Consider the following 24,965-nt stretch of genomic DNA (forward strand, 5'->3'; position numbering starts at 1 on the left):
AAGTCTGCGCCGATTTGAGGACCCGGGCGAGAATGCGCGCTACGGTGCGACTCCGTTCTCTCATGGCCGCCAAAAAGTACCTCTTCGCCTTCATGGTCTTCGGAGGGCTCGCCCTGGCCGGCGCCCTCGGACTCCTGCTCAAGCTCGTCACCGGGCACCCCAATGACCTGACGGGCTGGGCCGTGCTGTTCCTCGGCACACCGCCGCTGTTGCTGGTGACAGCCTATGTCTTCTGGTTCTGGTGGGCCGCGGATCGCGCCGAGGAACGCAACGGCCTGCTCACCCGGCTGGCAGAGGGAGATCTCACCAACACCGCCTACAGCGGCATGGGAGATCAGCGCGAGGTGCGCCGACTCCTCTTCTCGCTGCGCCGTGCGCTCAGCCAGGTGCAGCGGGTGACGAGCAACGTGCGCCGCACCTGCCAGGGTGTCTCCGAGGAGGTGCGGGTGCTGTTGGAGGCCGCGCGCCGTCAGGGCGGAGCGGTGGAGCGCTCGCAGGAGTCGGTGAACAGCATGGGCCAGAGCCTCCAGGCCGCGGGCAAGCGCGTGACGCAGCTGGAGACCTTCGCCCAGGAGACGAACAGCTCACTGGTGGAGATGACCGAGCGGCTCGGACAGGTGGCCGAGGCACTGCTCTCTCTGGACGAGTTCTCGCACCGCACCACGCAGCAGGTGCAGGCCATGAGCGAGCGGCTGCACCACATCGCCTCCTCGGGCGACGAGCTGGGGCGCTTCGCCAGTGAGGCGGAGGCCTTCGTCCAGGTGGTGCACACGGGCATCGACGCCGTGCGCCACCGCGCCACGGAGACCAACCAGCTCGCACACGCGGTGACGGCCACCGCCGAGCGGGGCGAGGTGCTCGTCAACGACTGCGTCCAAGGCATGTACCGGGTGGAGGAGACGGTCCGCAAGGCAGCCGGACTGGTGGACTCGCTGGGCGTGCGCTCCACGCAGATCGGCCGCATCGTGGACGTCATCCAGGAGATCGCGGACCAGACGAACCTGCTGGCGCTCAACGCGGCCATCATCGCCGCCCAGGCGGGTGAGCAGGGCCGCCCCTTCGGCGTGGTGGCCGATGAGATCCGCGGCCTGGCCGAGCGCACCGCCCGCTCCACTCGGGAAATCGCCACCATGGTCGGAGGCATCCGCCGGGAGGTGGACACGACAGTGGCCCTGGTGAAGGAGGGCCGCGAGCAGGCCAGCGCGGGCGTGCAGCTCGGCGACCGGGCGGCCGAGGCGCTGATGGAGATCCGCACCATCACCCAGCGCACCTTCTCGGCGGTGGAGGCCACGCTGGCGGAGACGAAGCGCCTGGAGATTCAGGGCTCCACAGTGGTGGAGGCCAGCCATCGGGTGGCGCGGCGCGTGGACGATGTGACGCGGGCAGCCATGGAGCAGTCGGGGCACGGGCGCGAGCTGGTGCACCAGACGCTGCAGATGGCGAAGCTGGCGCAGGAGGCCTCGCACAAGGCGGAGGGCCAGGCGCGTACGGGCCGCGACCTCTCCAGCGCGGTGGTGAAGCTGAGCACGGCCATCGAGGAGATTCGCGCGGCGCATGGCGTGCTGATGCGCGGGGACTCGGCCATTGGCGAAGAAGTGGCGCGGGTGCGCGAGGACGCGCTCCAGGTCATCCGCATTGGCGACGGGCTGAGCCGCACGGTGGAGCAACTGGCGCACGAAGCGGCCAGTCTGGATGGCGAGGTGTTCCGCTTCCGGCTCCCGGCTCCGAAGGAGGGCGGCACGCTGCGCGCGGGCATCCACCAGACGGCCTTCGTCCGGGCCCTGGGCGGGTTGGATCCACTCTTCGCCGTGGACAACCAGCTGCTGGAGATGAGCTGCTGTGCCTTCGCCGGCCTGCTGCGGCTGGACGACGGCGTACTGGTTCCGGACCTGGCCGAGCGCTGGGAGGCGGACCCCTCGGCGCGCCGCTACCGCTTCTACCTGCGCCCGGGCATCACCTTCCACGACGGAGTGCCCCTGTCGGCGCGCGACGTGAAGCGCCACTTCGAGCGGCTGCTGGACCCCGCGGTGAAGTCGCCGGACCGCACCCTGCTGGACGACGTGGAGGGCGCCCGAGCCTTCTCCTCGGGCCTGGCGAGCGAGGTGACGGGCATCGAGGTGCTGGATGATCTGACGCTGGAGATCCGGCTGGAGGAGCCCAAGGCCTTCTTCCTGCAGCTGATGGCCTTGCCGCGCACGGCGGTGGCCCGGATGACCTCGAGCGGACAGGCAATCGGTACGGGACCTTTCCGGCAGGTGGAGTTCGGGCAGGAGCGCATCGTGCTCGAGCGCAACCCCACCTACTGGCGCAGGGGGCAGCCGCTGCTGGACCGGCTCGAGTTCCACCTGGTGGACTCGCGAGAGCAGGCCGTGCTCGCGCTGCAGGAGGGCAAGGTGGACCTGGTGTCGCACCTGTTCGCCATGCACGTGGGCTCGCTCGAGCTGGACGGGCAGCAGGTGGTCACCAGCACCACGCCGTCCACGTCATTCCTCGGCTTCAACCTGCGCGAGCCGCCGTACAACGACGTGCGGGTACGCAAGGCGCTCCGGGCGGGCATGGACTTCCAGGGGCTGGTGGACCGCTTCCACAAGGGAGCACGCGTCGCCCGCACGGTGACACCGCCCGAGCTGCTGGATGACGAAGGCCTGCTGCCCGAGCCGCGCCCGGACATCAACCTGGCCGAGCGCCTGCTGCGCGAAGCCGGAGTGCGGGTGCTGCAGCTCACGCTCTATTACACGAAGGGACGCGACACGACGGCCGAGGACGCCGTGCTCTTCCGGCCCCTGATGGAAGCAGGGCTGGTGGAACTCAAGCACGTGGAGCTGCGCGCGGAGGAGTTCGCGGAGCGGCGGCGCGAGGGAAAGCTGCCAGCCTTCCGGGTGGGGTGGATCGCCGACTTCCCGGACCCGGACAACTTCCTCTACTTCCACCTCAACTCGAAGGGGCAGACCGTCTACTCGATGGGCTACCGCAACGGGGAGTTCGACAAGCTCACGGCGGAGGCACGCGTCACCATCGACCCGGAGCGGCGCAAGCAGCTCTACCGTCAGGCGGAGCGGATTGCCCACGACGAGTGCCCCATCATCCCCATCTTCCACCACCGCGTGTACGCAGCCGCGGGCGGGCTGGTGCAGTCGCTGCGGCTGCATCAGGCGCCCCCGCAGGTGCGCTTCGAGGACCTGTGGCTGGACACGCCGGAGCAGTCACTGGAGACGAACTGAGCCTCAGGGGCTCGCGCGCCGAGAGCCGGAGAGGCCGGACCCCTGGGACCACCCGCGCGTCTCCGCTGTGACGTTCGGCCCGAGGTCGAACGCCTCCAGCCACCAGCTCCCCCCTCGCTCGAGGGCGACATAGACGAAGCTCCCCGCGTAGGTGGCGCCGGCCACGTGGGGAGTGCCGCGCAGCGGGCACATCATCAGCAGCTCACCCCTGGCGAAGACCTGGATGTGGGCCCGCATCGCCCCCGCGAGCTGCACGCTCGTCACGGTGCTCACCGCGCCGCCCTGCACCAGCGCGGCCTCGTGGAGCACTCCGGGAGCGATGTCCGGAAAGACGGGCGTCTCCCAGCGGACCGCGCCTCCACCCGTATCGAACGCGCGCAGCAACACTCCCTCCTCCTCCGGGGTGCAGGCCGTGCCGTCGGTTCGCAGGCACATCCGGGCGAAGGCGTAACCGGTGTCGCCCAGCAACAGCACGGGCTCGTCGAGCGGACGGAGCCCCGGTACACCGACGCCCCACTCCGCCAGGGCGGGCAATCCCCCATCGGCGCTCACGAAGGCCCTCGTTCCCGCGAAGAGCCGGTCCCCCGCCACCGCGAGCGAGGCCCCCGACTCCGGCACCTCCGCGAGCAGCGGGATGGACCGGAAGCCCGTGCCTCCATCTTCTGGCTCGGTGCGCACCAGCGGCCCACCCGCGGCGAAGAGGAACATCTCCCCGCGCGAATCCAGCGCCACCCGCGCCCCTTCTGAAAAGCCCTCCACAGCGCCCTGGCGCAACACGCCGCCATCCGGGGCGAGCACCACCAGCGCCGCACCGCTGCCCACTCCCGCATCTCCACCCGCGCCCGGCGGTGCCCACGACACGAGCGACACCACCTCTCCCTGGGGGCCGAGCGCGACGCGCCCCGCGCTCGTGGAGGGAACGAAGCTCTCCGCTCCAGGTGGCGCATCGAGGCTCGCGAGAGGAGCGCGCCACAGGGGGGCACCCGTCACCGAGGACGCATAGGACTCGAGTGCCTCCGGCTCGTGCAGCACCACGCCCGCGTCCGAGACGGCGAGCAGCGCACGCGGAGCCCCCTCCGGGTAGGGCGTCTCGAAGCGCAGGAAGCCCTCGCTCGTATACGACACCAGCCGGCAGCCGGCATCGCCGCCACACACCGAGGCGAAAAGGGCCTCACCGTGCGAGAGCAGCACCGGCCCACCGGGCGCGAAGGAGGGCTTGCCACCAAGCTCCTGCGCGAAGACGGGGACGAGCTCCTGCACGTCCGGACGCACGCACTTTCCGGCCTGGCAGTGGCCCTCGCCCTGACAAGGCGTGGAGGGCGCACAGAGTAAACCCTCGGGAGTGGGTACCTCCTTGCAGGCACCGGAGAAGCACAAGCGAGCGGTGACACAGTCCACCTTGCCGCAGATGGAGCGGTCCTGGGCATCCACCTCGGAGCATCCCCGCTCGCGATCACACACACCCACGCGGCAGGGGTTCTGCGGCGCGGGACACACCACCGGCGAGGTGACGCAGCCCTGGTCCGGTGCACACGCATCCTGGGTGCATGGATTGCCGTCGTCACACGAGCGCGGCGAGCCCACGCACGCTCCGGCCTGACAGCGTCCGTTCTCCTGACACCGGCTGCTGGGGATACACGCCGTTCCGTCCGGCGCATCCGACTCCACGCACACGCCCGGCTCCAGCTCGAAGTGGGACTGGCGGCACGGCGTCGAGGGCACGCACACCAAGGGCCGCACGCCCTCACCCCGCAGGGACACCTCCACCGTGCGGCCTCCGGCGGACAGCACCAGCGTCCCCTCTGCTGGACCTACGCCCGCCGGGAACAGCACCTCCAGCGACACCGAGCTGGCGCCAGGGACCAATACCTCGGTCTCGGACAAGGAGAAGGGGCCACTGCGCACCGAGGCAGAGACCGTGACGCTGGCGCGGCCGGTGCCCACCACCGTGACCGGACGGCGCGCCGTCTCACCCTCGAGCACCCGGCCGAAGTCGAGCACCCGCTGCTCCACGTCGAACTCCCCCCGTGTCCCGCCCACGGGAGGCTCGTCACACCGGCAACCGCCAGCGAGCACGAGCGCCACGAGGAGCACCAACCACGGATGGGAACGGAGCATGACCGCCACTTGATCGCGGCTCCGCGCGTACGCTCAACGCCCGCTCTCCGAGACGGATGGATGAACGACAGTCGGCCTGTCATTCGGCGGACGTCGACGCCTGCGCCTTCCGCTTCGCCAGGGCCCGCACCAACACCGCCAACACACCCACCACCACCAACCCGATGACAGCCCGCTGGTAGCGCCACATCAGCGCCTCCAGCCGCTCCAGGTTGCCGCCCACCGCTGCCCCCAGCGCCAGCACCAGGCCCGTGTGCGCCATCGCCGACAACGCCCCGAGGATGAGCGCGTTGCTGCGCGGCATGTGCGCCGCCCCAGCCGCCACGAAAATCAATCCCCGCACGCCCGGGATGAAGCGGTTGGCCAGCAGCAGCCACGGCCCCTTGTGCCGCATCTGCGACTGCACCACCTCCAGCCGCGCATGGGAGATGCCGAAGAACACATCCCCTGGCCGCCGCTCGAAGCGCCCCACCAGCCACCGGCCCACCTGGTAGTTGATGAGCGCTCCCACCACGCTCCCCGCGACCACCACCAGGAAGACCAGCGGCCAGGGATGCTCACCCCGGACCGCGTACACCCCGCCCAGCAGCGTAATGGTGTCCCCGGGGAAGGGCGGCACCACGTACTCCACCGCCGCCGCCAGCCCGAGCACCAGCAGCCCCAACAGGCCAATGTGGGAGATGAGGTTGTCGAGGAACTCGACCATACCCCATCAGCTTAAGCAGCAGTCACCGGCGGCGGCACCACCACGCCACCATATTGTGAAGCTTCCAGCGTCCCGCACGCCGCCCCGATGTCCTTGCCCCCCGAGTAGCGCCGGGCAATGGGCGCTCCCAGGATTTGCAGATGGTCCCGGAAGGCCTTCAGCTCCTCGGCCGAGGGCGGCAGGTACTTGCCCGTTGGATCCGTCACGTCGATGAGATCCACCTTGATGGGGATGCCCTCGAACGTCGCCTTCAGCGCCTCCGCGTCCTCGCGCCCCAGGTTGAAGCCGCTGATGGCCACGTAGGCAATCATCGCCCGCTCGCGCCGCACCGTGGCGTACTCGCGGATGGCCTCCACCAGCTCCGGCAGCGGGTGCGTCTTCTCGATCGGCAGCACCTTCACCCGCTTCTCCGGGATGGCGCTCGTCACCGAGAAGGCCAGCCGGTACGGGTGACCCTCGCGCACATAACGCCGGATGGCCTGCACATGGCCCGCCGTGGAGAAGGTGATGGAGGGCCCGGCAATCGCGAAGCCCGCCGGGTTGGAGAGGATCTGCGCCGCGCGCAGCGTCTCCGTGTAGTTGAGCAGCGGCTCCCCCATCCCCATGAACACCACGCCGCGCACCGGGCGGTCCGCCTCGGCGCGAATCTGCATCACCTGGTCCAGAATCTCCCAGGTCTGCAGGTTGCGCTTGAAGCCCAGCTTGCCCGTCATGCAGAAGTCGCACGCCAGCGCGCACCCCACCTGGCTGGAAATACACACCACGTACTTGTGGTCGAAGATGGGGATGCGCACCGCCTCTACCCGCCCGCCCAGGGGCGAGGCGAAGAGGTACTTCACGAAGCCGTCATCGGCCTTGCGCCGCTCCACCACCTCCAGCCGCGTCATCTCCGTATTTTCACGTAGGAAGTCCGCGACGCGTCGCGGCACCTGTGGCGCCTGACACACCTCCTCGACGGAGGAGGCCCCATGGGCGAATACGGAGGCGAACACCTTGCGCACCGCGACCGGCGAGGGCTCCGCGGGGGCCAGGACCTGCTGCAACTCCGGCAGCGACAGCGACTTCAGGTTGAGCTTCACGAGGCAGACTTGATGCGCGCGCGCAGATATTCGGTGAGCTTCGTGGACACTTCCCGCGGCATCTGCTGGGCCAGCGCACGCTTACACAGCCCCGGCGTGGCCTTGTAGGTCCGTAGGAAATCGATGCATGGCGCGCACCCCGACAGGTGCTCGCGCAGGTGTTGTGCATCCTCGGGCGACATCTCGCCATCGAGGAAGTCCAACAGGAGGTTGATGGCGTCTTTACACGTGTACATCCGGACCTCGGCCGTGGCCTGCCTCGTCATTCACGAAGATGCCCAGCCTCCTGATGGGTTTCACCCGCCCGCATTGCCTTGATTGTAGAACTGATCGATGGCTTCGCGAAGCGCGAGCCGGGCGCGATGCAACCGGCTCTTGATGGCGGGGATGGAGTCCCCCGTCACCTCGGCGATCTGTTCGTAACTGAGGCCGTCGACGTCTTTCAAGAGAAAGACCTCCCGGTATCCCTCGGGCAGCCGGTCAGCCGCCCCCTGGATGGCCCGCCCCAGCTCCGCGTCGAGAATCTTCCCCTCCGCGTCCCGGCTCCAGTCCCAGGCAGGGTACTCGGCCAGGCTCCCCCGCTCGGTAAACTCCGGGCTCTGGAGCTCCTCCTCGGCCGCCTGCACCACCCGGCGGTGGCGCAGCCGCATCAGGGCGTTGTTCGCCGCGATTCGGTGCACCCACGAGCCAAAAGCCGCATCCCCGCGGAAATCCTTGAGATGTTGATAAGCGGACAGGAAGGTGTCCTGGGTGATCTCCGCGGCATCCGCCTCGGAGCGGGTCATCCGCAGCGTCAGGCCGTACACCTTGTCCCGGTGGGCCTCCACCAACGCCTCGAAGGCGCTGATGTCGCCGGCCTGGGCCCTCGCCACGAGCTGGCGGTCCTCTTCCTTGACGGCCTCGTCGGACATTTGCGGCGCACCCTCCCAGTCAAGACCGTGCGGCGTCAAGCACGCTCTCCACGCCTGCGCGCTGGGGGACGGCTTACGTGTTGACTGCCTCGGATCCACAGCCGGTAGGGCTCCAGCGCCCAGGCTCCGGCATAGTCCACCCCAATACGCGGCCCCCGCTCCACTTGGATCTCCGGCACGGGCGTGCCCGGCGCCAGGTGGAGGGCCGTGTCCTGCAAATCCCAGCGGTTGTGGGCCAGCGTCAGTCCCAGGGCCCGGCACAGCCGCCCCGGCCCGTCCGTCCGAGCCTCCTCGGGCAGCCCCTCCACCGGCTCCACCCCCCGCACCAGCACCGCCGCCCCTATCCCCTCGGCGTCCGTCACCACGTTGAAGCAGTGGTACATGCCGTAGATGAGGTAGACGTAGGCCCGTCCCGGCGGCCCGAAGAGCACCTCCGTACGGGGCGTGCGCCCCTTGGAGGCGTGGCAGGCCAGGTCGTGCTCACCCACGTAGGCCTCTGTCTCCACGATACGGCCCACGCGCCGCCAGCCCCCCTCATCGACAATGAGGCGAGTGCCCAACAGTTCTCGGGCCACGGTGAGCGCGGGGCGCGCATAGAAGGAGACGGGGAGGCGCACGGTGGTGAAACGGATGCCGCCACCCCGTCCTGCCGTCAACGGCCAGCAGCCCGAGAGCCCCCTGGCAGGCGGGCAGACACGGCGCCGCTTGACTGTGCGTCAGGACAGTTCACACCCGAGGGCACGTGGTGCATTGTGCGCCCACCATGGCATCCACCGGCCGGATCTCCGGTCTCCTGCTTCCTCTCTTCTCCCTCCGCTCGAAGAACGACTTCGGTATCGGCGACTTCGGCGGGTTCGACGGCCTCTTCCAGTGGATGGAGGCGGCGCGCCAGCGCCTGCTGATGCTGCTGCCGCTCCTTCCCACGTCCCCGGGCGACCCCAGCCCCTACTCCACGCGCTCGGCGTTCGGACTCAACGCGCTCTTCATCAACCTGGAGATGCTGCCCGAGTTCCATGCCACGGGCGGCGAGGCGGCGCTGTCCGACGAGGAGAAGCGCCTGCTGGCCGAGGCCCGTGCGGCGCCCCGCATCCGCTACGACCTGGTCTTCCGCCTCAAGGGCGCCGCCTTCCGGAGGGCCTTCGAGCACTTCAACCGCACCGAGTGGCCCCACGCCCCGCGCGCCAAGGAGTTCGACACCTGGCGCAAGCAGCAGGGTGAATGGCTGGAGAGCTACGCCCTCTACACCGCCATCTCCATGGACCGGCACCAACTGCCCTGGTGGGAGTGGCCGGAGCCGCTGAAGAACCGGAACCCGGAGGCGCTGAAGGCCGAGTCGGCGCGGCTGGAGCACGAGGTGCGCTATCACGCCTGGCTGCAGTGGGTGGCCGAGGCCCAGTGGAACACGGTGCGCGAACGGGCCAAGGCGCGGGGCGTCCTCCTGTGCGGAGACGAGCCCTTCATCATCGGCCAGGACAGCTCGGACGTGTGGGCGCACCCGGACATCCTGCGCCGCGACGCGCGCCTGGGCGTGCCCCCGGACGCCTTCTCCGCCACGGGCCAGGACTGGGGCCTGCCCTACTTCGACTTCGAGCGGATGGAGAAGGACGACTACCGCTGGCTCAAGTCGCGCGCCGTCAAGGCGGCCAGCTACTACGACTTGCGCCGGGTGGACCACGCGGTGGGCTACTTCCGCCAGTGGATCCGCGACGAGAAGACGCCCCTCGGCCGCTTCATCCCCGAGACCGAGGAGGCCTGGAAGCGCTACGGCGAGAAGAACTTCCGCCTGCTGTCGAAGGACGCGGGCATCGTCGCCGAGGACCTCGGGGTGATTCCGCCCTTCGTGCGCGCCATCCTCAAGGACCTGGGCCTGCCGGGCTACCGGGTGATGCGCTGGGAGCGCGACGACAACGTCTACCGCAACCCGCACGACTTCCCCGCCGTGTCGCTCGTCACCACCGGCACCCATGACACCGAGCCCGTGGCCGACTGGTGGGAGAACGCAGCCAACGACCAGGAACGTCTGGCCATCGCACACGTCTATCCCGAGTTCCAGGGCATCGGCGTCACGCGCGAGTTCACCCCCGAACTCCACCGGGCCATGCTCGCCGCCGCGCTCAACTCGGGGAGCGACCTGTGCGTGCTGCCCTGGCAGGACGTGCTCGGCACGCGCGACCGCATCAACCTGCCGGGCTCTATGAGCGACGCCAACTGGTCCTACCGCATGAGCCAGAACGTCGAGGACCTGCTCACCACCGAGGAGACGCGCACGGCCGCTGAGCGGCTGGGGCTCCTCACCGCCTCGGCCCGCCGCTAGGCGCGCCACCGGCCCGGGCTTCTCTTCTCATGGGGGCCCGGTGCCGCGTCCGTTGCGCGTGTCCCGCTCTAGTCCTTCGGCTCGATGCACTTCACCTGGCCGGGGAAGCCGTCGAAGATGGCGCACTCCTGCCCTTGCTTCGCACACTCGAGCTTCTGGCACACGTCCAGAGGGAGGCACAGCGCGGGAGAACGGCCGTACTCGAAGAACACCTCCAGGCAGTACAGGGGGTCCGTGTCTTCCGCCGGGGGACTGAGGAGTGCCGGATCAGGACAGCCGAGGGTGGTGCAGTACTGGAGTCCGATCCTTGGATCCGAATGACCCAGCTTCGCACCTTCCTTGACGTGTACGATCTCGTCCTCGCTCACACCACAGGAGGTGAGCACCACCAGCGCCGCCGCCCCCAGGAATCCTCTGATTGGCCATGGCATACGGCCCCACTCTGGAGCAGCCGGGCCCGGGATGCACGTGCCGAGCGCACGCTGGCGCGCGCCAGCGGACAGAGGCTCCTCTCCAAGGAGCACCAAATGTCCGCTGGCAGAGAAGCCCTACACCGGGGGGATGCATCGGCGGCCTTCCGGGCTATGTATCCTGGGTGGACGTCGCGGCCCCTCTCCTTCGCCAGTTCCTCCTCGTCACCAGCCTCCTCCTCCTCGCCACTGGGTGTAGCACCCCCGCGGGCGCCACCCGGCCGGACCAGCCCAAGGTCGTGGACCTGAAGATCGAGGGCGCCGATGAGGTCAGCGCCTCCGACATCAAGGAGAAGATCGTCACCAGCGAGACGCCCTGGTGGGAGCCGCTCAACCCCTTCGTGGGCCCCAGCTACTTCGACGAGAACGCGTGGCAGGCGGACCTGCGGCGCATCAAGCGCTACTACCAGTCACAGGGCTACTACCAGGTGCAGCTCGAGTCGGAACAGCTCGAGGACACGGTGGTGCGCAAGGGGGGCGATGGCGTCGCGCTCCGGGTCAAGGTGCGGACGGAGGGGCAACCCACCCGGGTCGGCGTCTTCGAGGTGAAGGGGATGGAGGAGCTGCCCCAGGAGCAGCGCTCGCGGGTGCTGGCGGAGCTGCCGCTGGAGCCCGCGCAGGAGGGCAAGGAGCCGAGGATCTTCCGCGAGGGGGCCTGGGAGGAAACGAAGGCGCTGATGCAGCAGCGCCTGCGCGAACTGGGCTACGCCGAGGCGGAGGTCAGCGGCGAGGTGCAGGTGGACCTGGCCACGAACGAGGCGAAGGTACTCCTGGAGGTGAAGCCGGGCCTGCGCTACCGCTTCGGCAACATCTTCGTGGCCACGGACGCCAACCCGCAGGTGAAGCCGCGGCGCATCATCGAGCAGGCGCAGGGAGCCATCCGCAAGGGCGAGTGGTTCAGCGAGACGGCGCTGTCCGAGGCCCAGGCACGCATCTTCCGCATGGGCGTCTTCGGCGCGGTGAAGGTCAACCGCGGCGCGCCGGACCGGGAGGCCCGGACGGTGCCGGTGGTGGTGGACGTCCGAGAGGCCCCCTTCCGCTCCATCCGCCTGGGTGGCGGCATCGGCCTGGACTCGGCCCGGCAGGAAGTGCGCGCGGTGGGCGAGTGGACGGACCGCAACTTCTTCGGCGGCCTGCGCCGGCTCACCGTGGGCGGCCGAGTGGGCTATGCCTTCATCCCCACCCTGGGCGCTGCCTTCGATCAGGTCGACACGGATGGAGACGGCGAGGCGGACGCGCCCAACCTCAGCACCCCGCACGGCCTCGTGTTCGAGCTGTCCACCGAGTTCGAGCAGCCGCGCTTCCTCGCTCGGGACCTGCGACTGCAGACAACCCTCACCGCGGAGCGGGGACTGGAGCAGGCGTACAACTACATCGGCGGGCGCCTCCGCGGCGGCGTCATCTGGCAGCCCATTCCGCAGTTCTCCCTCTTCCCCAGCTACAACCTGGAGATCTACCGGCTCCAGGGCCAGCGGGGCCCGCAGGACCAGACGACCGTCCCGCCCCTCGTGCTGGGCTGCCCGGCGGGCACGAGCCTGGAGGACACCTGCAACATCTCGGTGAGCTACTTCGAGCAGGTGGCGGAGTGGGACCGCCGCGATGACCCCATCGCGCCGAGGAAGGGCTTCTACACCGCGCTGTCGCTACAGGAGGGAGGCGGCCCCCTCCAGGGCGACTACACCTTCCTGCGCGTGCTGCCGGACGTGCGCGGCTATTACACGTTCGGCCCCAAGGAGCGCTTCACCCTGGCGGCGAGGCTGCGGATGGGCACCCTCCTCAGCCCCGTCATCACCAACGAGGCGGGCGAGCGCATCCGGCAGGAGAGCGCCATCGTCAACCGCTTCTTCGCGGGCGGCGGAGCCTCCATGCGAGGCTTCAACAGCCGGCGGCTCGCGCCCATGAACAAGGTCAGCGATGACGAGCTCCTGTCGCCCACGGACCGGGTCGTCCCCATCGGCGGCAACAGCCTCGTCGAGACGTCCGTGGAGCTGCGCCTCAAGGTGGTCGGAAACCTGTCCCTCGCCCTCTTCCACGACAGCGGCCTCGTGGGCGCCGACCCGCTGAACTTCGGGCCCCGGCAGACCAACGTCCGCAAGGAGAGCAGCCGGATCTTCGGGGACTATCACTACCAGGCAGTAGGGCTCGGCCTGCGTTACCTCACCATCGTCGGGCCGCTGCGGCTGGACATTGCCCGGAGGTTGAACATTGGCCGGCCCCTGCCCATCTTCGACCCTGCGACCGGCGGCGCCACCACCCTCGGGGGATGGGGGGACTGCTTCGGACTCGGAATCACACAGAAAACCATCCAGGTCCCTGTAAACCCCAGGAATCCCAATGGCCCCACGGAGCCCCGGGTCGTCAACGTGACGAAAGAATATGCGGGAGCCCCGGAAGGTTACTGCACGTTCTTCCTCTCGATTGGAGAGGCATTTTGAGTACCGGCAACGAATCCACGCCTGAAGCCCGTCCCCCATCCTCGCCGCCCCGGAAGCACCGGGGCCGCTGGCTGCTCTGGGGCCTGCTCGGGCTCCTCGGACTGGTGCTGGTGCTCGTAGCCGGCGCGCTCATCTATCTGACCGGGCCCGCTGGCGAGGCCCGCCTCCAGGCCCTCGTCGTCCAGCAGGCGAACGAGCAGCTCTCGGGCAAGCTCGAGGTGGGTGGACTCGACCTGGGCCTGCGCTCCGTCGTCCTCACCGGCCTGAAGCTGTACGACCCCGAGGGCGAGCTGGTGGCAGAGGTGGACCGGGTGGAGGCGCGATTGGCGCTCGCCCCGCTGCTGCGCAAGCACGTGGTGCTCAGCTCCGCGCGCGTGGAGCAGCCCCACCTCTACCTCCACCAGGACGAGCGCGGTCTCAACCTCTCGCGCGCCATCGAGCCCCGACAGCCCAAGCCGGAGGACCCCAACGCCCCACGCGGCACCCTGCGCTTCACCCTCGAGGAGCTCCAGCTCGTGGATGGCTCCGTCGACTACGTGATGCAGTCGCCCGAGGGAAACCGCGAGGTGCGCCTGGATGACCTGGATGCCTCGGGTGCAGCCTCCTGGGCCTCGGCCACCGAGGCGCTCGACGCGAAGCTCGACGCCACGGCCAGCCTTGGCCGTCCCGTGGCGGGCCCGGTGCGGCTGGCACTGAAGGCCTGGGGCGAGGAAGGCAAGCTGAACGCCGACGTGGACATGAGCGCCCCAGGGCTCGGACTGCGGGCAACCGGCGCGCTGGAGGGCGAGAAGCAGGCGCGCGTCGAGGTGAAGCAGCTCACCCTCGCCCCGGAGACGGCACGCGCCGTCCTGCCCTCCTACCCGGTGGCCGCGCCCGTCACCCTCTCGGGCACCGTGGCCCAGGCGGGCAACACGGTGCGGGTGGACCTGGATGCGCAGGCCGCGGACGGCACCGCCGAGGTGGAGGGCGCACTGGATATAGAGCAGCTCCGCACCGACGGCCTCACTGCCCGCGTGCGCCAGTTGGACCTGGCCAGGCTGCTGGGCGGAGGACCGAGCACCGTGCTCGCCGCGGACCTGCACGTGACGGGTGGCGGCAAGAGCCTGGACACCCTGGATGGCACGGTGGACCTCACCATGCCGCCCTCGCAGGTCGGAGGCCGGACGCTCGGACCGGTGGAGCTGCATGCGAACGCGAAGCAGGGACGCTTCGAGCTCTCCCAGCTCCAGGCCCAAGCCCCCGGCGCAAGCCTCACCGCACGAGGGGGTGGCACCCAGGAGGACATGCGGCTCGAGGGCCGGCTCGTGGCCTCCGACTTGGACACCTTCGCCAACACCGTGGGCCGGCTGGGCGACAACCAGCCCCTGCCCCTGTCGGGCCGCGGCGCCCTGGACTTCACCGTGTCCGGCCCCGTCCGCCATCCCGCCGCCAGCCTCAAGGGCGGCTTCGACACCCTCGCCTGGGCGGAGACGTCCGTGGAGGGCCTCACGCTCGACGCCCGCGTGCCGGACGTCACCCAGCCCCTCACCACGGATGCCACGCTGAAGGCCACGAAGCTGAGCGCCGGCGGCCGCACCTACGAGGACCTGAACGCCTCACTCGTCACCCGCGGCCGCGCCCTCGAGGCCACCGTGAGTACCGGCGGCAGCACGGACCTCCTCGTGTCTCTGAAGGGCACCGTGGACAAGGACAACCAGGGCCTCGGACTCGACGCCCTCACCCTGCGCTACCCCGAAGCGGGCTGGGCGCTCCAGCGCCCCACCCACCTGGGCTGGGGCAATGGCCGCGTGGAGGTGGCCACGGAGAAGGAGCCCCTCACCCTCACCTCCGGTCCTCAGTCTCTCTCGCTGGCCCTGCAGATGGAAGGCGAGCGCATCAACGCGCGCACCGACCTGCGCGAGTTCGACCTCGGGCGGCTGCCCAAGGCCTTCCTGCCTGAGACCCTCGACGTGGACGGCCAGCTCTCCGGCAGCGTGGCGGTGAGCGGACGCATGGCTCGACCAGACGCCATCGTGGACCTCACCCTGCGCGGCGGCCGCTACCAGCAGTACGAGGACCTGGGCTTCGACCTGCAGGGCCGCTACGTGCGGGACCGCGCCACCGGCACCTTCGCAGCCAACGCTCCCGCGGGCCGCGTCTCCGCGAAGTACGACGTGCCCGTGCAGGCGCTGATGCAGCACCGCCGCGAGCCCGTGGACCTGGAGCTCACCCTGGACCATGTGGACATCGGCCCCGCGCTGCGCATGGCCGGACAGCCCGAGTCCGCCACTGGCTTGCTCTCCGGCAGCATGACGCTCAAGGGGATGGCGAATGATCCGCGCCTGCAGCTTTCGCTGAAGGGCTCGGGGCTGCGCTACTGGGGTGTGCCGCCCCAGCAGCCTCCGCCGGTGGTGCTCGCTCCGGGCTCACTGCCTCCCAAGCTGCGTGGTGAGCCGCTCGGCTTCGAGCTCACCGCCCGCTCCGATGACAAGGACGGCACGCTCAGCGCGAGCCTGGATTTGCACGGCATTGGCTCGAGGGCCACTGCCTCCCTCGCAACCCCTTTCACGCTCGGCCAACTGCTGACGAGCCCTCCCACGGCGGCCCAGGTGTTGGAAACGCCGATGCGCGAGCTGCGGGCTGAGTTGAGCGAGCTGCCCCTGGGCCTGCTGTCGCAACTGGGCCTGGCTGAACGCGCGGGCGGCATGCTGTCGATGACGGCCAGCCTCACCGGCCCCCTGTTGGCGCCCGTGGGCGAGGTGAAGATGGAGGCGCGGCGGGCCACGGTGAATGGCCTCCACCCCCTCGATGGCAACCTCGCGCTGAACACGGACAAGGACTCGGTGAAGCTCCAGCTCGTCGCGCGGCGCGAGAGCACACTCCTGGCGCAGGTGGACGCCCACGTCGAGGCGCCCATCGCCGCGCTGCAGGACCAGGAGGTGGTGGGCCATGTGCCCTTCACGCTCGCGCTCCGGGCCGGCCCCATCTCGCAGCGTGAGCTGATGGGCCTGGCCGAGTCCTCCGGTTCCCTGAACAGAGCAGGCACGGTCTGCCGGACCGAAGATGAGGACTCCCGAAGCTCCGACATTCAGAACGTCCTCTCCCTGAATCTGCGGGCGCGCGGCACGCTGGCGGACCCCCAGGTGGACCTCAACGCCGGCGTGCAGAACATCGGCCTGAGTCAGATTGGCCTCGGCCAGGCGCGCCTGCACTACACCTATGGCGATGCCCGCTCCGTGTTCAATGCGCTGCTCTCCGCCCCCAAGGGCGGCACGCTGGTGGCGAAGGGAGAGGCGAAGCAAGACCTGTCCCTGCCCGCGCTGCGCCGGGGCGTGGACTTCTCCCGGATGCCGCTGGAAGTGGACGTGGACGCGCACCAGTTCGAGCTGTCCTTCCTCTCTGGCTCGCAGCTGCCCATGGTGCGCTCCATCGGCGGCGTGCTGCGGATGGAGAAGGTGCACGTGGGCGGCACCGTCGGAGCCCTCACCTACCGGGGCACGCTCGAGTGGGAGAAGGGCCGGCTCGCCCTGGAGGGCATGGGCGACTACCAGGACGTGCACGTGGCGCTCGACGTCACCGACAAGCACCTGTTCCTCTCCGACCTCTCCGCGAGCAGCGGCGGCGGCTCCTTGAAGTTCACGGCCCAGGCGAACCGCACATCACCGGGCGCGTACTCCCTCACCGGCGAGGGCACCCTCAACGACTTCCCCCTCGTCTTCGAGGACCAGCTTCTGGCGCTCCTGCGCATGCGCACCCAGTTCAAGGGTGAGGTGTCCAGCGAGCACATCAACCTGCGCAACGTCACCATTCCCGAGGCCCACATCCTCCTGCCCGAGGCCAAGCGCAAGGACCTGCAGCCGCTGGACCGGCCCGAGGGCATTGTCCTGGTGTGCAACGGGACGCCGATGAAAGCGCCTCGGCGCAAGCGGACCACCCCTCCGCCTGACGCGACCAGCCCGGGGACGGCAACGGGAGGCGCGGGCCCGGGCGTTGAGGACGGGGAGCCGCAGCGCAAGTACACCCTCATCGTGAATGCGCCGAAGAACCTCTGGGTGCAGGGCTCGGACGTCAACACGGAGCTCGGCATGTCGGAGGACTTCCGCATCGAATACGCGGACACCACCTCCATCTACGGCGAGGTGCGCGTGCTGCGTGGCGAGGTGGAGGTGCTCGGCCGGCGCCTCACCGTCCAGAACTCCAGCCAGGTGCGCTTCACCGGCCCGGCGGCCATGCCTTACATCAACGCCACCGCCGAGTACGACAACGAGCGCGCGGGCGTGAAGGTATTCGTCACCGTGCGCGGCCAGGGCAAGGAGTTCACCATCAAGCCCACCAGCGAGCCGCCACTGCCGGAGACAGAGATTTACACGCTGCTGGCCACGGGCCGACGCACGCTCAAGGCGGGCTCGGGCGCGTCGATGAACCAAGAGCAGGTAGCGTCGGTGCTGGGCTCGGCGCTGGCCTCACAGGCGCGCAAGGCGCTGGCCGCGAAGCTGCCGCTGGACGTGTTCACCATCGAGGCCGGTGAGGAGGGCCTGGCGGGAACGCGGCTGGAGGTGGGCACCTACCTCACGGACGACCTGTACCTGGGCTACACCGGCCGCCTGGGCGCCGCGCAGAACCAGCCCAGCACCCGGCGCCAGAACAACAACGCCGTGCGGCTGGAGTACCAGTTCAGCCCGCAGTGGAGCGTCGAAGGCGAGTACGGAGACGCTCAGCAGGGCGGCGCGGACGTCATCTGGAGCAAGGACTACTGACGCCTCACGGGTCGCAGGAGTTCAGCATAAGAGGCTAGTGCCGTCCCAGCTCCCTGTCCCAGTCATACAACTGCCCATTCACCGCGTATTTGTCGGCGCTGGAGAGCGACTCGAACTTCTTCGGGGGAAGCGCGGAGAGGCGCTCGCGCAGGAAACCCGGCTCCCTGAGCACCTCGCGGTTCTGCAAGTCGCGGTTCGCCTCCACCACGACAGGCATCACCCGGAGCACGGCCTCCAGGCACTCCTCTCGGGTCGCGCGAGCCATGCGCTCCACCGTCAGCGCCAGGTGCTCTTGGACGGAGGCAGGGCCTCCGGGGCACCAGGCCTCCAACGTCTTGCGGTAGATGTCCTCCATGAGTTCTTCCAGCGTGTAGTTGTCATCGAACGACCAGAACGCGTAGCGCGGGCCCTGGAGCACCTCCCAGAAGCGCAACAGCGAGGCGAGCCGGTTCGCCATACGCTCAGCACTCCGCGGCGGCGACGGAGACACGGCCTGGTAGAGCGCTCCCCAGGGGGTGCTCAGGCAATAGGACTCGAAGGCGGCCCTCGTGCGCTGGTACTCCTCCTCCGGAACACTTTCATTCAAGGCCATGAAGACGCTGATGAACATGTGCATCCGCCAGCAAGCGTGGGGCGAGCCGAATTCAGCCCCCGAGTGCATCACCAGCACTTCACCGGGCTGCACCTGGCGCATCTGCCGGGGCTGGGGAAAGGCACCGGTCTCGAGGTACTCCCGAGCCCACCACTGGCCCTCGGCTCTCACCTTGCGGCGAATGGTGGTGATGGAGCCATGGAGCCACGCTGGAAACTCGAGCACCGGAGACTGTTCCGTGGTCATGGCCTCGCGCCGTACTACAGCAGCCGAGTGCTCCTCAACCGTCAGGCACCTCGCCCGTGTCGAGGGCAGCGGATGTCTCCTGCCCGCTCAACGGCAGTCCCCAGGCAGGTAGACCATCCCCGGGGCAACTCCTCTTTCCGACTACAAGCAACTCACCGCGCCGGCCGCAGGCAGTCCAACTCCAGGTCCATCAAGAAGGACAGAAAGGCGTTGTCGCCCACCTGCGCGCGTGCCTCAGCCACCCGCGCCCGCGCCGCCTCCCACTCCCCTTCCCTCTTGAGACGTGTGGACTCCAGCACTCGCCGATTGGCCTCCAGCTCGCGTGAGAGCCGCACCGTGTCCAACCCCTCCCCTCGCTCGACAGCAGGACGCTCCGCCATCGCGAGCAGCGCCTCCGGGTCGAATGGCCGATCCGCGTTGAACAAGAAGTACTCCACCGCCGGGTGGTCATCTGTCACCGGCGCATAGCCCTGCGTCCAGCGCCGCAGCGCCTCCGTGCCCGCCACGTACGTCCCCATGAGCCCATACGGCGAGGTGAAGCCCACGTCCGCGAGCGAGCGCGCCACCGTCGCCTGCGCCCACCGCGTCTCCCAGCCCGCCACGTCCACTCCCAGCGGCCGGTCCGCCGCCACCAGCACCGCCTCGTAGTCAGAGGGAATCCACAGCGTCACCTCCGAGAAGGCCTCTAGCAGCGAAGCCACCATGCCCCGCGTCAGGTTGTCCGGCTGCTGCTGCAAGGGAATCCATTGCGCCAGCACGCCTCCCGGCGCCAGCCGCTGCTTCACCTCTCGATAGAACTCGGTGGTGTAGAGGCCCACCACTCCCGCTGAGCGGGGCGGCGGCGGCTCGAAGGAGATGACGTCGTAGCGGCCCTGTGAAGCCAACAAGAAGTGGCGCCCATCGTCGAACACCACACGCGTCCGCGGATCCTCCGCCACTCCGTGGTTGTGCTCGGCGAAGTGCGGCGCCGCGGCCAGCACGTCCGGGTTGGTGTCCACGATGGTGAGCGAGCGCAGGCCCGGGTGGCTCGCGAAGGAACCCGCGGTGCTTCCCGTGCCGAAGCACACCTGCAGCACTTCCTTTGGCTCCGGGTGCAGCAGCATGGGCAGGTGCGCCAACGTGGCCATGTAGCGCTTCCTCGGCAGCGCCGTATTCGCGTACGACACCGAGCCGAACAACAACTGCTGGTGGCGGAAGCCCCGCTCCCGGCAACCCGGTCCGCACGCGTACAGCCCCGAGTCACACACCGACTCGTTGTCGTATTCGAGCACTGCCAGCGATCCGTCCACGCCCTCGCGCACGAAGCGCACCCGCGAGTCCGAGTGCTCGGCGAAGGCGCGCACCAGCAAGTCCCCTGGCACCATCACCACCGCGACCCCGAGCAGCGCCGCCCCCGTCCACATGCTCCGGCGGGCACGCGGGTGCGCCTGCGTGTCCAGTGCCTGCACTCCCAGCGCCAGCGCCATGTTGAGCGCGCACATCAGGACGAACGTCCACTGTGTCCCCACCGCCGGCACCAGCACGAAGCCCACCGCCAGCGAGCCCACGATGCCGCCCAGCGTGTTCACCGAATACAGCAGGCCCACGTTGCTGGCCGCGCTCGCCACGTGCCGGGTGGTGAGTTGCACCACCAGCGGGAAGATGACGCCAATGAGCGAGGCGGGCACGAGGATGACAAGCGCCGCGTGCAGCAGCATGCCCACGTAGACGGCGTTGGGGCCCCAGCCACCCACCAGGCCGGACAGCAGCTGGCTCACCGGGCGCGACATGCCCAGCAACGCCATCGACAGCAGGCCCGCGAAGGCGAGGAGCGACTCCACGGTAACGAAGAGCTCCAGCTCTCGCACCCGCCCGGCCAGCCGCAGCGAGTAGACGAGCCCTCCGATGACGAGTCCCAGCAGGAACGTCACCAGAAGGATGGTGAAGGCATACGTGGTGGAGTCCAGCGAGGTCGAGAGGACGCGGAACCAGAGCACCTCGTAGGAGATAGACGCGAAGCCGCACAGCGCGAAGGCCGCAACGAGCAGCGTGCGGCGCATGCCCTGGAAGCCGGAGCCCTCACCAGGGGCCTCGGTGGCGGCAGGCGCAGTGGCGGACATGGGCTCGGGACGCAGCCACAGGTGCAGGAGCGCCACGACGAGCCCCACGAGCACGTTGAGCCCCGCGGCGATCGCCGCTGTGCGCCACAGCCCCACCTCGCCAATGAGGTAGAAACCCGCCAGCCCGCAACCGAGCGCCGCGCCCAGGGTGTTGAGCGAGTACAGCACGCCGAAGGAGCGCCCCAGGCCCTCCAGCTCGCGCGCCACGAAGCGCATGAGGACGGGCAGCGTGCCGCCCATGAAGAAGGTGGGTGGCAGCACCAGCAGGAAGGCCAGCACCCCTCGCACGGGCAGCGGCCCTCCACCCGGCAGGCCCAGCGCGGAGAGCAACTCGGGCAGCGAGGCCAACACCCGGGTGATGCCCAGCGCGAGCACCCCCGTGGCCACCTCCAACAACCCGTAGGCCAGCAGCGGGTGCTTCAGCCTGTCCGCGAGCCGCCCCCACCCCAGGCTGCCCAGCACGAGCCCCGCCAGGAAGGCGGACACCACCAGGCTCGCCGCGAACGTGGTGTGGCCCACCACCAGCGTCAGGTAGCGGACCCAGATGACCTCGAAGACGAGCCCGCTCATGCCGGAAGCGACGAAGAGCAGACCCACGGCGGCGAACACTCTGGCGGAGATGCGATTCACGGGAGGTGCGAGTCTACCCCGGCTCCCGCCTTCCCGCCGGTTTGCCAGCAAGAAGGGCAGGCGGGCTCAGCGAGCCGGGCCCCCCCGCCGCAGGAACTCCAGCCGCTGCCGCGCCCCGCGGTGCTGCGAGTCGAAGCGCAGCGCCTCCTCCAGCCGCTCCCGCGCCTTCGGCAGGTCCCCCTGGCGGGCGTAGACGTCCGCCAGCACCACCAACACCTCAGCGTTGTACGGCTGCAGGTCCAGGGAACGCTCCAGCTCCTGGACTCCCGTGGCGAGGTCTCCCCGGCGCAGCGCGAGCTGGCCGAGCATCACGTGGGGCATCGTCAGCCCCTCCGACTCGGGTCGGCTCGCCAGCGTCTCCAGCGCCGAGAGCCCACGCGGGTCCCCCACCCCCGCGAGCGGAATGGCGGCGGTCTGGCGCACCCAGAGCGACTTGTCCTTCAGCAGCGGGACGAGCACGTCCACCACGTCCCGTGTGCCCGTCATGGCCAGCGCATCGGCGAGCTCCGAGCGCAGGCTCGGGTCGGTGGCCGTGGCGAGCGCCGCCTTCAGCGCGGGCACCGACTCCTTGCGGAAGCGCTGGGCCAGCAGATGGGCGGCCACGCCGCGCAGGGCCGGCGCCTCCTTCTTGTCCGCCAGCACCTGCTCCAGCGGCTCGCGACTGTCCGCGGCGGTCTTCATCGCGATGGCGTCCGCCAGCCGCATGCGCCGCGCCTGCCGCTGCTTCGCGTTGGGCCACCACTTCTCCAGGGACTCCACCATCGCCTCGGGTGAGGCCTTCTCGTGCGTGTGGCACGCGTTGCACGCGTTGGGGATGTCGTGCTTCACCGTGTTACGCGGTACCGGCACGTCGATGGCATGGTCCGCGAAGTGGTCCAGCACGCCTGACACCGTCGGCGGCATGTGGCAGGCCACGCAGTCCTGCGCCTCGGCCGAGGTGTGGTGCGTATGCTTGGAGCCCTCGGCGAACACCTTCGCGTGGCAACCCTGGCAGCTCGCCGAGCCCACCGTCACGCCCTTCGCGAGGTGCTTGGGCTGCTTGACTTCATTGTCCGCGTGCTCGGCGTGGGGCGCGGTGTGGCAGGTGAGACACGTGGCGCCGCCCTGCAGGTAGCAGCGGGACTGGGTGAGGGCCTGGTACTCGAAGCTGGAGGTCTTCGGGCGCCCGTCCTCGAAGAAGTCGCCGGAGCGCTGGCTGCCCAGCAGCACCACCATGGGCTGATAGAAGTCCTCGTAGCGCTGGCCCGGCTGATACCGGTGCTCCGCGTCCAGCAGCGGGAAGAGCGTACGGTGAGGGCCGTGGCACTGCGCGCACACGGCCAGCCCCTGCTGGGGCGGAAGCTTCGTCGGCTGGATGATGTCCTTCGTGAGCTGCGTGTCCGCGTGGCGCGCGCCGGGGCCATGGCAGCTCTCGCAGGCCACTCCCGCGTCCGCGAAACCCGTGCTCCAGCGGTGGCTCTTCCGGTCGTAGCGCGTGTTGAGGCCGGTGACGTGGCAGTCCAGGCACGAGTGCTGGGTATTGCGCTGCCAGTTGGCCCAGAAGAAGGGGTGCTCCGGCGTCAATGCGCCCTGCTTGGACTCGGAGTAGTCCACCCACTCGCCCTTGCCGGTGACGTGGAAGTAGATGGGCAGCACCTGCCAGCGCCCGTCCGGCATCATGGTGACGGGGTCCTGCATCCGCTTGCCGCCTACCACCCAATGCACCGGGTACGCATCGAGCGCGCCACCAGGCCCCTTCGTGCGCATGGAGAACTGCTCGTCCCGCGAGGCCATCCACGCCTCGCTGGAGTCCCCCTTGTAATGAGCATTCTTGAAATCGCCGACCACGTAGTCCGGGGTGGCCTCCGAGAGCGCGCGGGCATGCCAGTCCTTGCGCCATGCGGCGTGCTCGTCGTCATGGCACTCGCCGCACTTCTCCGAGCCGACGTAGCCAGGAGGCGGCGGAAGCAGCTCCGCTGTCACCTTCGGCGCGGGCGGAGCAGCCACGGGCTCCGCGACACGAGCGGCCGTCTCCTTTGGAGCGACAGCGGTGGAAGACACGGCGGGCGGTGCGTCCGGCGTGGACGAGCGCGAGATGACAGCTCCGCCGGCCACCACGAGGAGGACACCGACCACGAGGAAGAGCGTTACGGAGCGAGACATGCGAAGGAGCTCGAGAACGAAGGGGGGAACGCCAACTCAACCGCGCGCCGCTTGCGGAGGGGCCGCGCCACCCGAAGGGATGGGCCGCTGGCGCCGCCGGGCACGAAGGCCGCTGCGCAGCAGTTCCAGAAGCCCCCAGGCGGCGTACAGGGCCAGCAGTCCACCCCCTACCGTCACCACGTAATCCGCCAGGCCTGCATGTCCGCACTCGATGCAAGCAATCGACGGGTGCTCTGGCGAATAGCGCAGCTCGACAGGGGCTCCAGCCGGGAAGCGCCTCACGTAGTCGTTCGCCTCCTGCGAGTTGCCCGTGTCCAGAGCAGCGAAGGCGATGGTCTCGGACGTGAAGTGCTCCGTCCCCACTGTGTAGCTGTAGCGCACGTGAGGCCGGAAGCTCACCGAGCGCCGGCTGCGCAGCGTCTCTACCGAGGAGGACAGGACCGAGCCCCGCACCACCGGCCAGCGCTCGCTCGCCCAGGCCCGGTAGACCATCCTCCCGCCGCCGAAGGCGAGCACGACGCCGAACACCCACAGCACCAACCCCAGCACCAGCTTCTTCATCACGGCAAAACCTCTCTCATCCGAAGCCCCGGGCCATGGGGCGTGGAAATCTCCTGGCGCACGGTGGCCGTCAGCACGTCCAGGTCCACCGGCTTGTCCAGGAAGGCGCTCGCTCCGAGCCGCCTCGCCGCCTCTCGCGTTGCGTCATCCGCGAAGGCCGAGAGGATGACCACCGGGCAGAAGAGGCCGGCCGCCTGCACCTGGGTGAGCACTTCCAGCCCGGTGAGCCCCGGCATCCGCACATCCGACAGGATGAGGTCCGGCGGCTGTAGCGGACCGCCGCACACCTTCGTCAGCGACACGTAGTCGGACAGCTCGAAGCCATCCTCCAGCGCCACCACCGCGCAGCCCGCCCGCGCCAGCGTCAGCGTCAGGAGCGCGCGCAGCTCGGCATCGTCCTCGGCCAGGAGAATGCGCGGAGGGTGGGGTTCCGATGGAAGCGAAGACAGCACTGCACACCACCCGGGCGGAAGGGAACCCTCTTCACACAGCAGTCCCCGTGCCAACGCACTCCCGCCCCATGAGGACAGTCCGCCCGGACGCGTCAAAACGGGTCATCTTGCCCCACAGGGGGCACTCTGCCCCACACAAGCCCGTCGGATAGCGCTCCCTCGCGCGTCACATCCCGCGCGAAATGCCTCCGTAAGCGTTATCCAGGAGCCCCCCCGGTGGGGAGGAGGCCGGCCACCCCACCTACGACACCCT

16 protein-coding genes are annotated in these 24,965 nt (G+C 69.4%); 4 read left to right on the plus strand and 12 right to left on the minus strand.

Translation table 11 applies throughout. The features are described from left to right. The first annotated feature begins 62 nt into the window (after window positions 1-62). Window positions 63-3,221, plus strand: a complete 3,159-nt coding sequence (locus OV287_RS46555) for an ABC transporter substrate-binding protein (RefSeq protein ID WP_267540518.1) — start codon at window positions 63-65, stop codon at window positions 3,219-3,221. Window positions 3,222-3,224: 3 nt separating this feature from the next. On the opposite strand, the gene OV287_RS46560 is transcribed toward OV287_RS46555, so the two are convergent. From OV287_RS46560 to OV287_RS46585, 6 genes are all read right to left on the minus strand, one after another. Then, window positions 3,225-5,339 carry a hypothetical protein gene (locus OV287_RS46560; RefSeq protein WP_267540519.1) on the minus strand — a complete coding sequence of 705 codons (2,115 nt, stop codon included), beginning with the start codon at window positions 5,337-5,339 and terminating at the stop codon, window positions 3,225-3,227. Between the two features lie 79 nt (window positions 5,340-5,418). After that, complete coding sequence (locus OV287_RS46565) at window positions 5,419-6,045, minus strand: DedA family protein (RefSeq protein ID WP_267540520.1); 627 nt, start codon at window positions 6,043-6,045, stop codon at window positions 5,419-5,421. A gap of 11 nt (window positions 6,046-6,056) precedes the next feature. Continuing rightward, window positions 6,057-7,124, minus strand: coding sequence for a radical SAM protein (locus tag OV287_RS46570; protein ID WP_267540521.1), 1,068 nt, complete (start codon window positions 7,122-7,124; stop codon window positions 6,057-6,059). Continuing rightward, entirely contained in the window at window positions 7,121-7,360 is a 240-nt protein-coding gene (locus tag OV287_RS46575; protein ID WP_267542559.1) for an anti-sigma factor family protein, read from the minus strand. The genes OV287_RS46570 and OV287_RS46575 overlap by 4 nt, the downstream gene beginning before the upstream one ends. Before the next feature lie 60 nt (window positions 7,361-7,420). Next, the gene (locus tag OV287_RS46580; RefSeq protein WP_267540522.1) at window positions 7,421-8,035 is read right to left on the minus strand and encodes an RNA polymerase sigma factor; all 615 of its coding nucleotides are present in this window, start codon (window positions 8,033-8,035) and stop codon (window positions 7,421-7,423) included. Between the two features lie 35 nt (window positions 8,036-8,070). Continuing rightward, on the minus strand, window positions 8,071-8,652 hold the full coding sequence (locus OV287_RS46585) for a DNA-3-methyladenine glycosylase (RefSeq protein WP_267542560.1): 582 nt from the start codon (window positions 8,650-8,652) through the stop codon (window positions 8,071-8,073). A gap of 146 nt (window positions 8,653-8,798) precedes the next feature. Between OV287_RS46585 and OV287_RS46590 the strand changes: the two genes are divergently transcribed. Continuing rightward, a complete protein-coding gene (locus OV287_RS46590) occupies window positions 8,799-10,349 on the plus strand; it encodes a 4-alpha-glucanotransferase (RefSeq protein ID WP_267540523.1) in 1,551 nt (516 codons plus the stop codon). Between the two features lie 68 nt (window positions 10,350-10,417). Here the strand turns inward: OV287_RS46590 and OV287_RS46595 are convergent, their stop codons facing one another. Further along, a complete protein-coding gene (locus OV287_RS46595; protein WP_267540524.1) occupies window positions 10,418-10,780 on the minus strand; it encodes a hypothetical protein in 363 nt (120 codons plus the stop codon). A 164-nt stretch (window positions 10,781-10,944) separates the two neighbouring features. Between OV287_RS46595 and OV287_RS46600 the strand changes: the two genes are divergently transcribed. Further along, on the plus strand, window positions 10,945-13,254 hold the full coding sequence (locus OV287_RS46600; RefSeq protein ID WP_267540525.1) for an autotransporter assembly complex protein TamA: 2,310 nt from the start codon (window positions 10,945-10,947) through the stop codon (window positions 13,252-13,254). Then, window positions 13,251-17,990 carry a translocation/assembly module TamB domain-containing protein gene (locus OV287_RS46605; RefSeq protein WP_267540526.1) on the plus strand — a complete coding sequence of 1,580 codons (4,740 nt, stop codon included), beginning with the start codon at window positions 13,251-13,253 and terminating at the stop codon, window positions 17,988-17,990. Before OV287_RS46600 ends, OV287_RS46605 begins: the two co-directional genes overlap by 4 nt. 34 nt (window positions 17,991-18,024) lie before the next feature. On the opposite strand, the gene OV287_RS46610 is transcribed toward OV287_RS46605, so the two are convergent. From OV287_RS46610 to OV287_RS46630, 5 genes are all read right to left on the minus strand, one after another. Next, the gene (locus OV287_RS46610; protein WP_267540527.1) at window positions 18,025-18,828 is read right to left on the minus strand and encodes a hypothetical protein; all 804 of its coding nucleotides are present in this window, start codon (window positions 18,826-18,828) and stop codon (window positions 18,025-18,027) included. 152 nt (window positions 18,829-18,980) lie between these two features. Next, window positions 18,981-21,557, minus strand: a complete 2,577-nt coding sequence (locus OV287_RS46615) for a fused MFS/spermidine synthase (RefSeq protein ID WP_267540528.1) — start codon at window positions 21,555-21,557, stop codon at window positions 18,981-18,983. Window positions 21,558-21,623: 66 nt separating this feature from the next. Next, the gene (locus tag OV287_RS46620) at window positions 21,624-23,699 is read right to left on the minus strand and encodes a HEAT repeat domain-containing protein (protein WP_267540529.1); all 2,076 of its coding nucleotides are present in this window, start codon (window positions 23,697-23,699) and stop codon (window positions 21,624-21,626) included. Between the two features lie 36 nt (window positions 23,700-23,735). Continuing rightward, window positions 23,736-24,260, minus strand: a complete 525-nt coding sequence (locus tag OV287_RS46625) for a DUF3592 domain-containing protein (protein WP_267542561.1) — start codon at window positions 24,258-24,260, stop codon at window positions 23,736-23,738. Further along, window positions 24,260-24,712, minus strand: a complete 453-nt coding sequence (locus tag OV287_RS46630) for a response regulator (protein ID WP_267540530.1) — start codon at window positions 24,710-24,712, stop codon at window positions 24,260-24,262. The genes OV287_RS46625 and OV287_RS46630 overlap by 1 nt, the downstream gene beginning before the upstream one ends. Window positions 24,713-24,965: the final 253 nt, after the last annotated feature.

This window comes from Archangium lansingense (genome assembly GCF_026626635.1).
Classification (GTDB): domain Bacteria; phylum Myxococcota; class Myxococcia; order Myxococcales; family Myxococcaceae; genus Archangium; species Archangium lansingense.

Bases quoted from the DNA above. Each gene is read 5' to 3' on its own strand.
- OV287_RS46555 (WP_267540518.1), top strand. From the start codon at position 63: ATGGCCGCCAAAAAGTACCTCTTCGCCTTCATGGTCTTCGGAGGGCTC.
- OV287_RS46560 (WP_267540519.1), bottom strand. From the start codon at position 5,339: ATGCTCCGTTCCCATCCGTGGTTGGTGCTCCTCGTGGCGCTCGTGCTC.
- OV287_RS46565 (WP_267540520.1), bottom strand. From the start codon at position 6,045: ATGGTCGAGTTCCTCGACAACCTCATCTCCCACATTGGCCTGTTGGGG.
- OV287_RS46575 (WP_267542559.1), bottom strand. From the start codon at position 7,360: ATGTACACGTGTAAAGACGCCATCAACCTCCTGTTGGACTTCCTCGAT.
- OV287_RS46580 (WP_267540522.1), bottom strand. From the start codon at position 8,035: ATGTCCGACGAGGCCGTCAAGGAAGAGGACCGCCAGCTCGTGGCGAGG.
- OV287_RS46590 (WP_267540523.1), top strand. From the start codon at position 8,799: ATGGCATCCACCGGCCGGATCTCCGGTCTCCTGCTTCCTCTCTTCTCC.
- OV287_RS46595 (WP_267540524.1), bottom strand. From the start codon at position 10,780: ATGCCATGGCCAATCAGAGGATTCCTGGGGGCGGCGGCGCTGGTGGTG.
- OV287_RS46610 (WP_267540527.1), bottom strand. From the start codon at position 18,828: ATGACCACGGAACAGTCTCCGGTGCTCGAGTTTCCAGCGTGGCTCCAT.
- OV287_RS46620 (WP_267540529.1), bottom strand. From the start codon at position 23,699: ATGTCTCGCTCCGTAACGCTCTTCCTCGTGGTCGGTGTCCTCCTCGTG.
- OV287_RS46625 (WP_267542561.1), bottom strand. From the start codon at position 24,260: ATGAAGAAGCTGGTGCTGGGGTTGGTGCTGTGGGTGTTCGGCGTCGTG.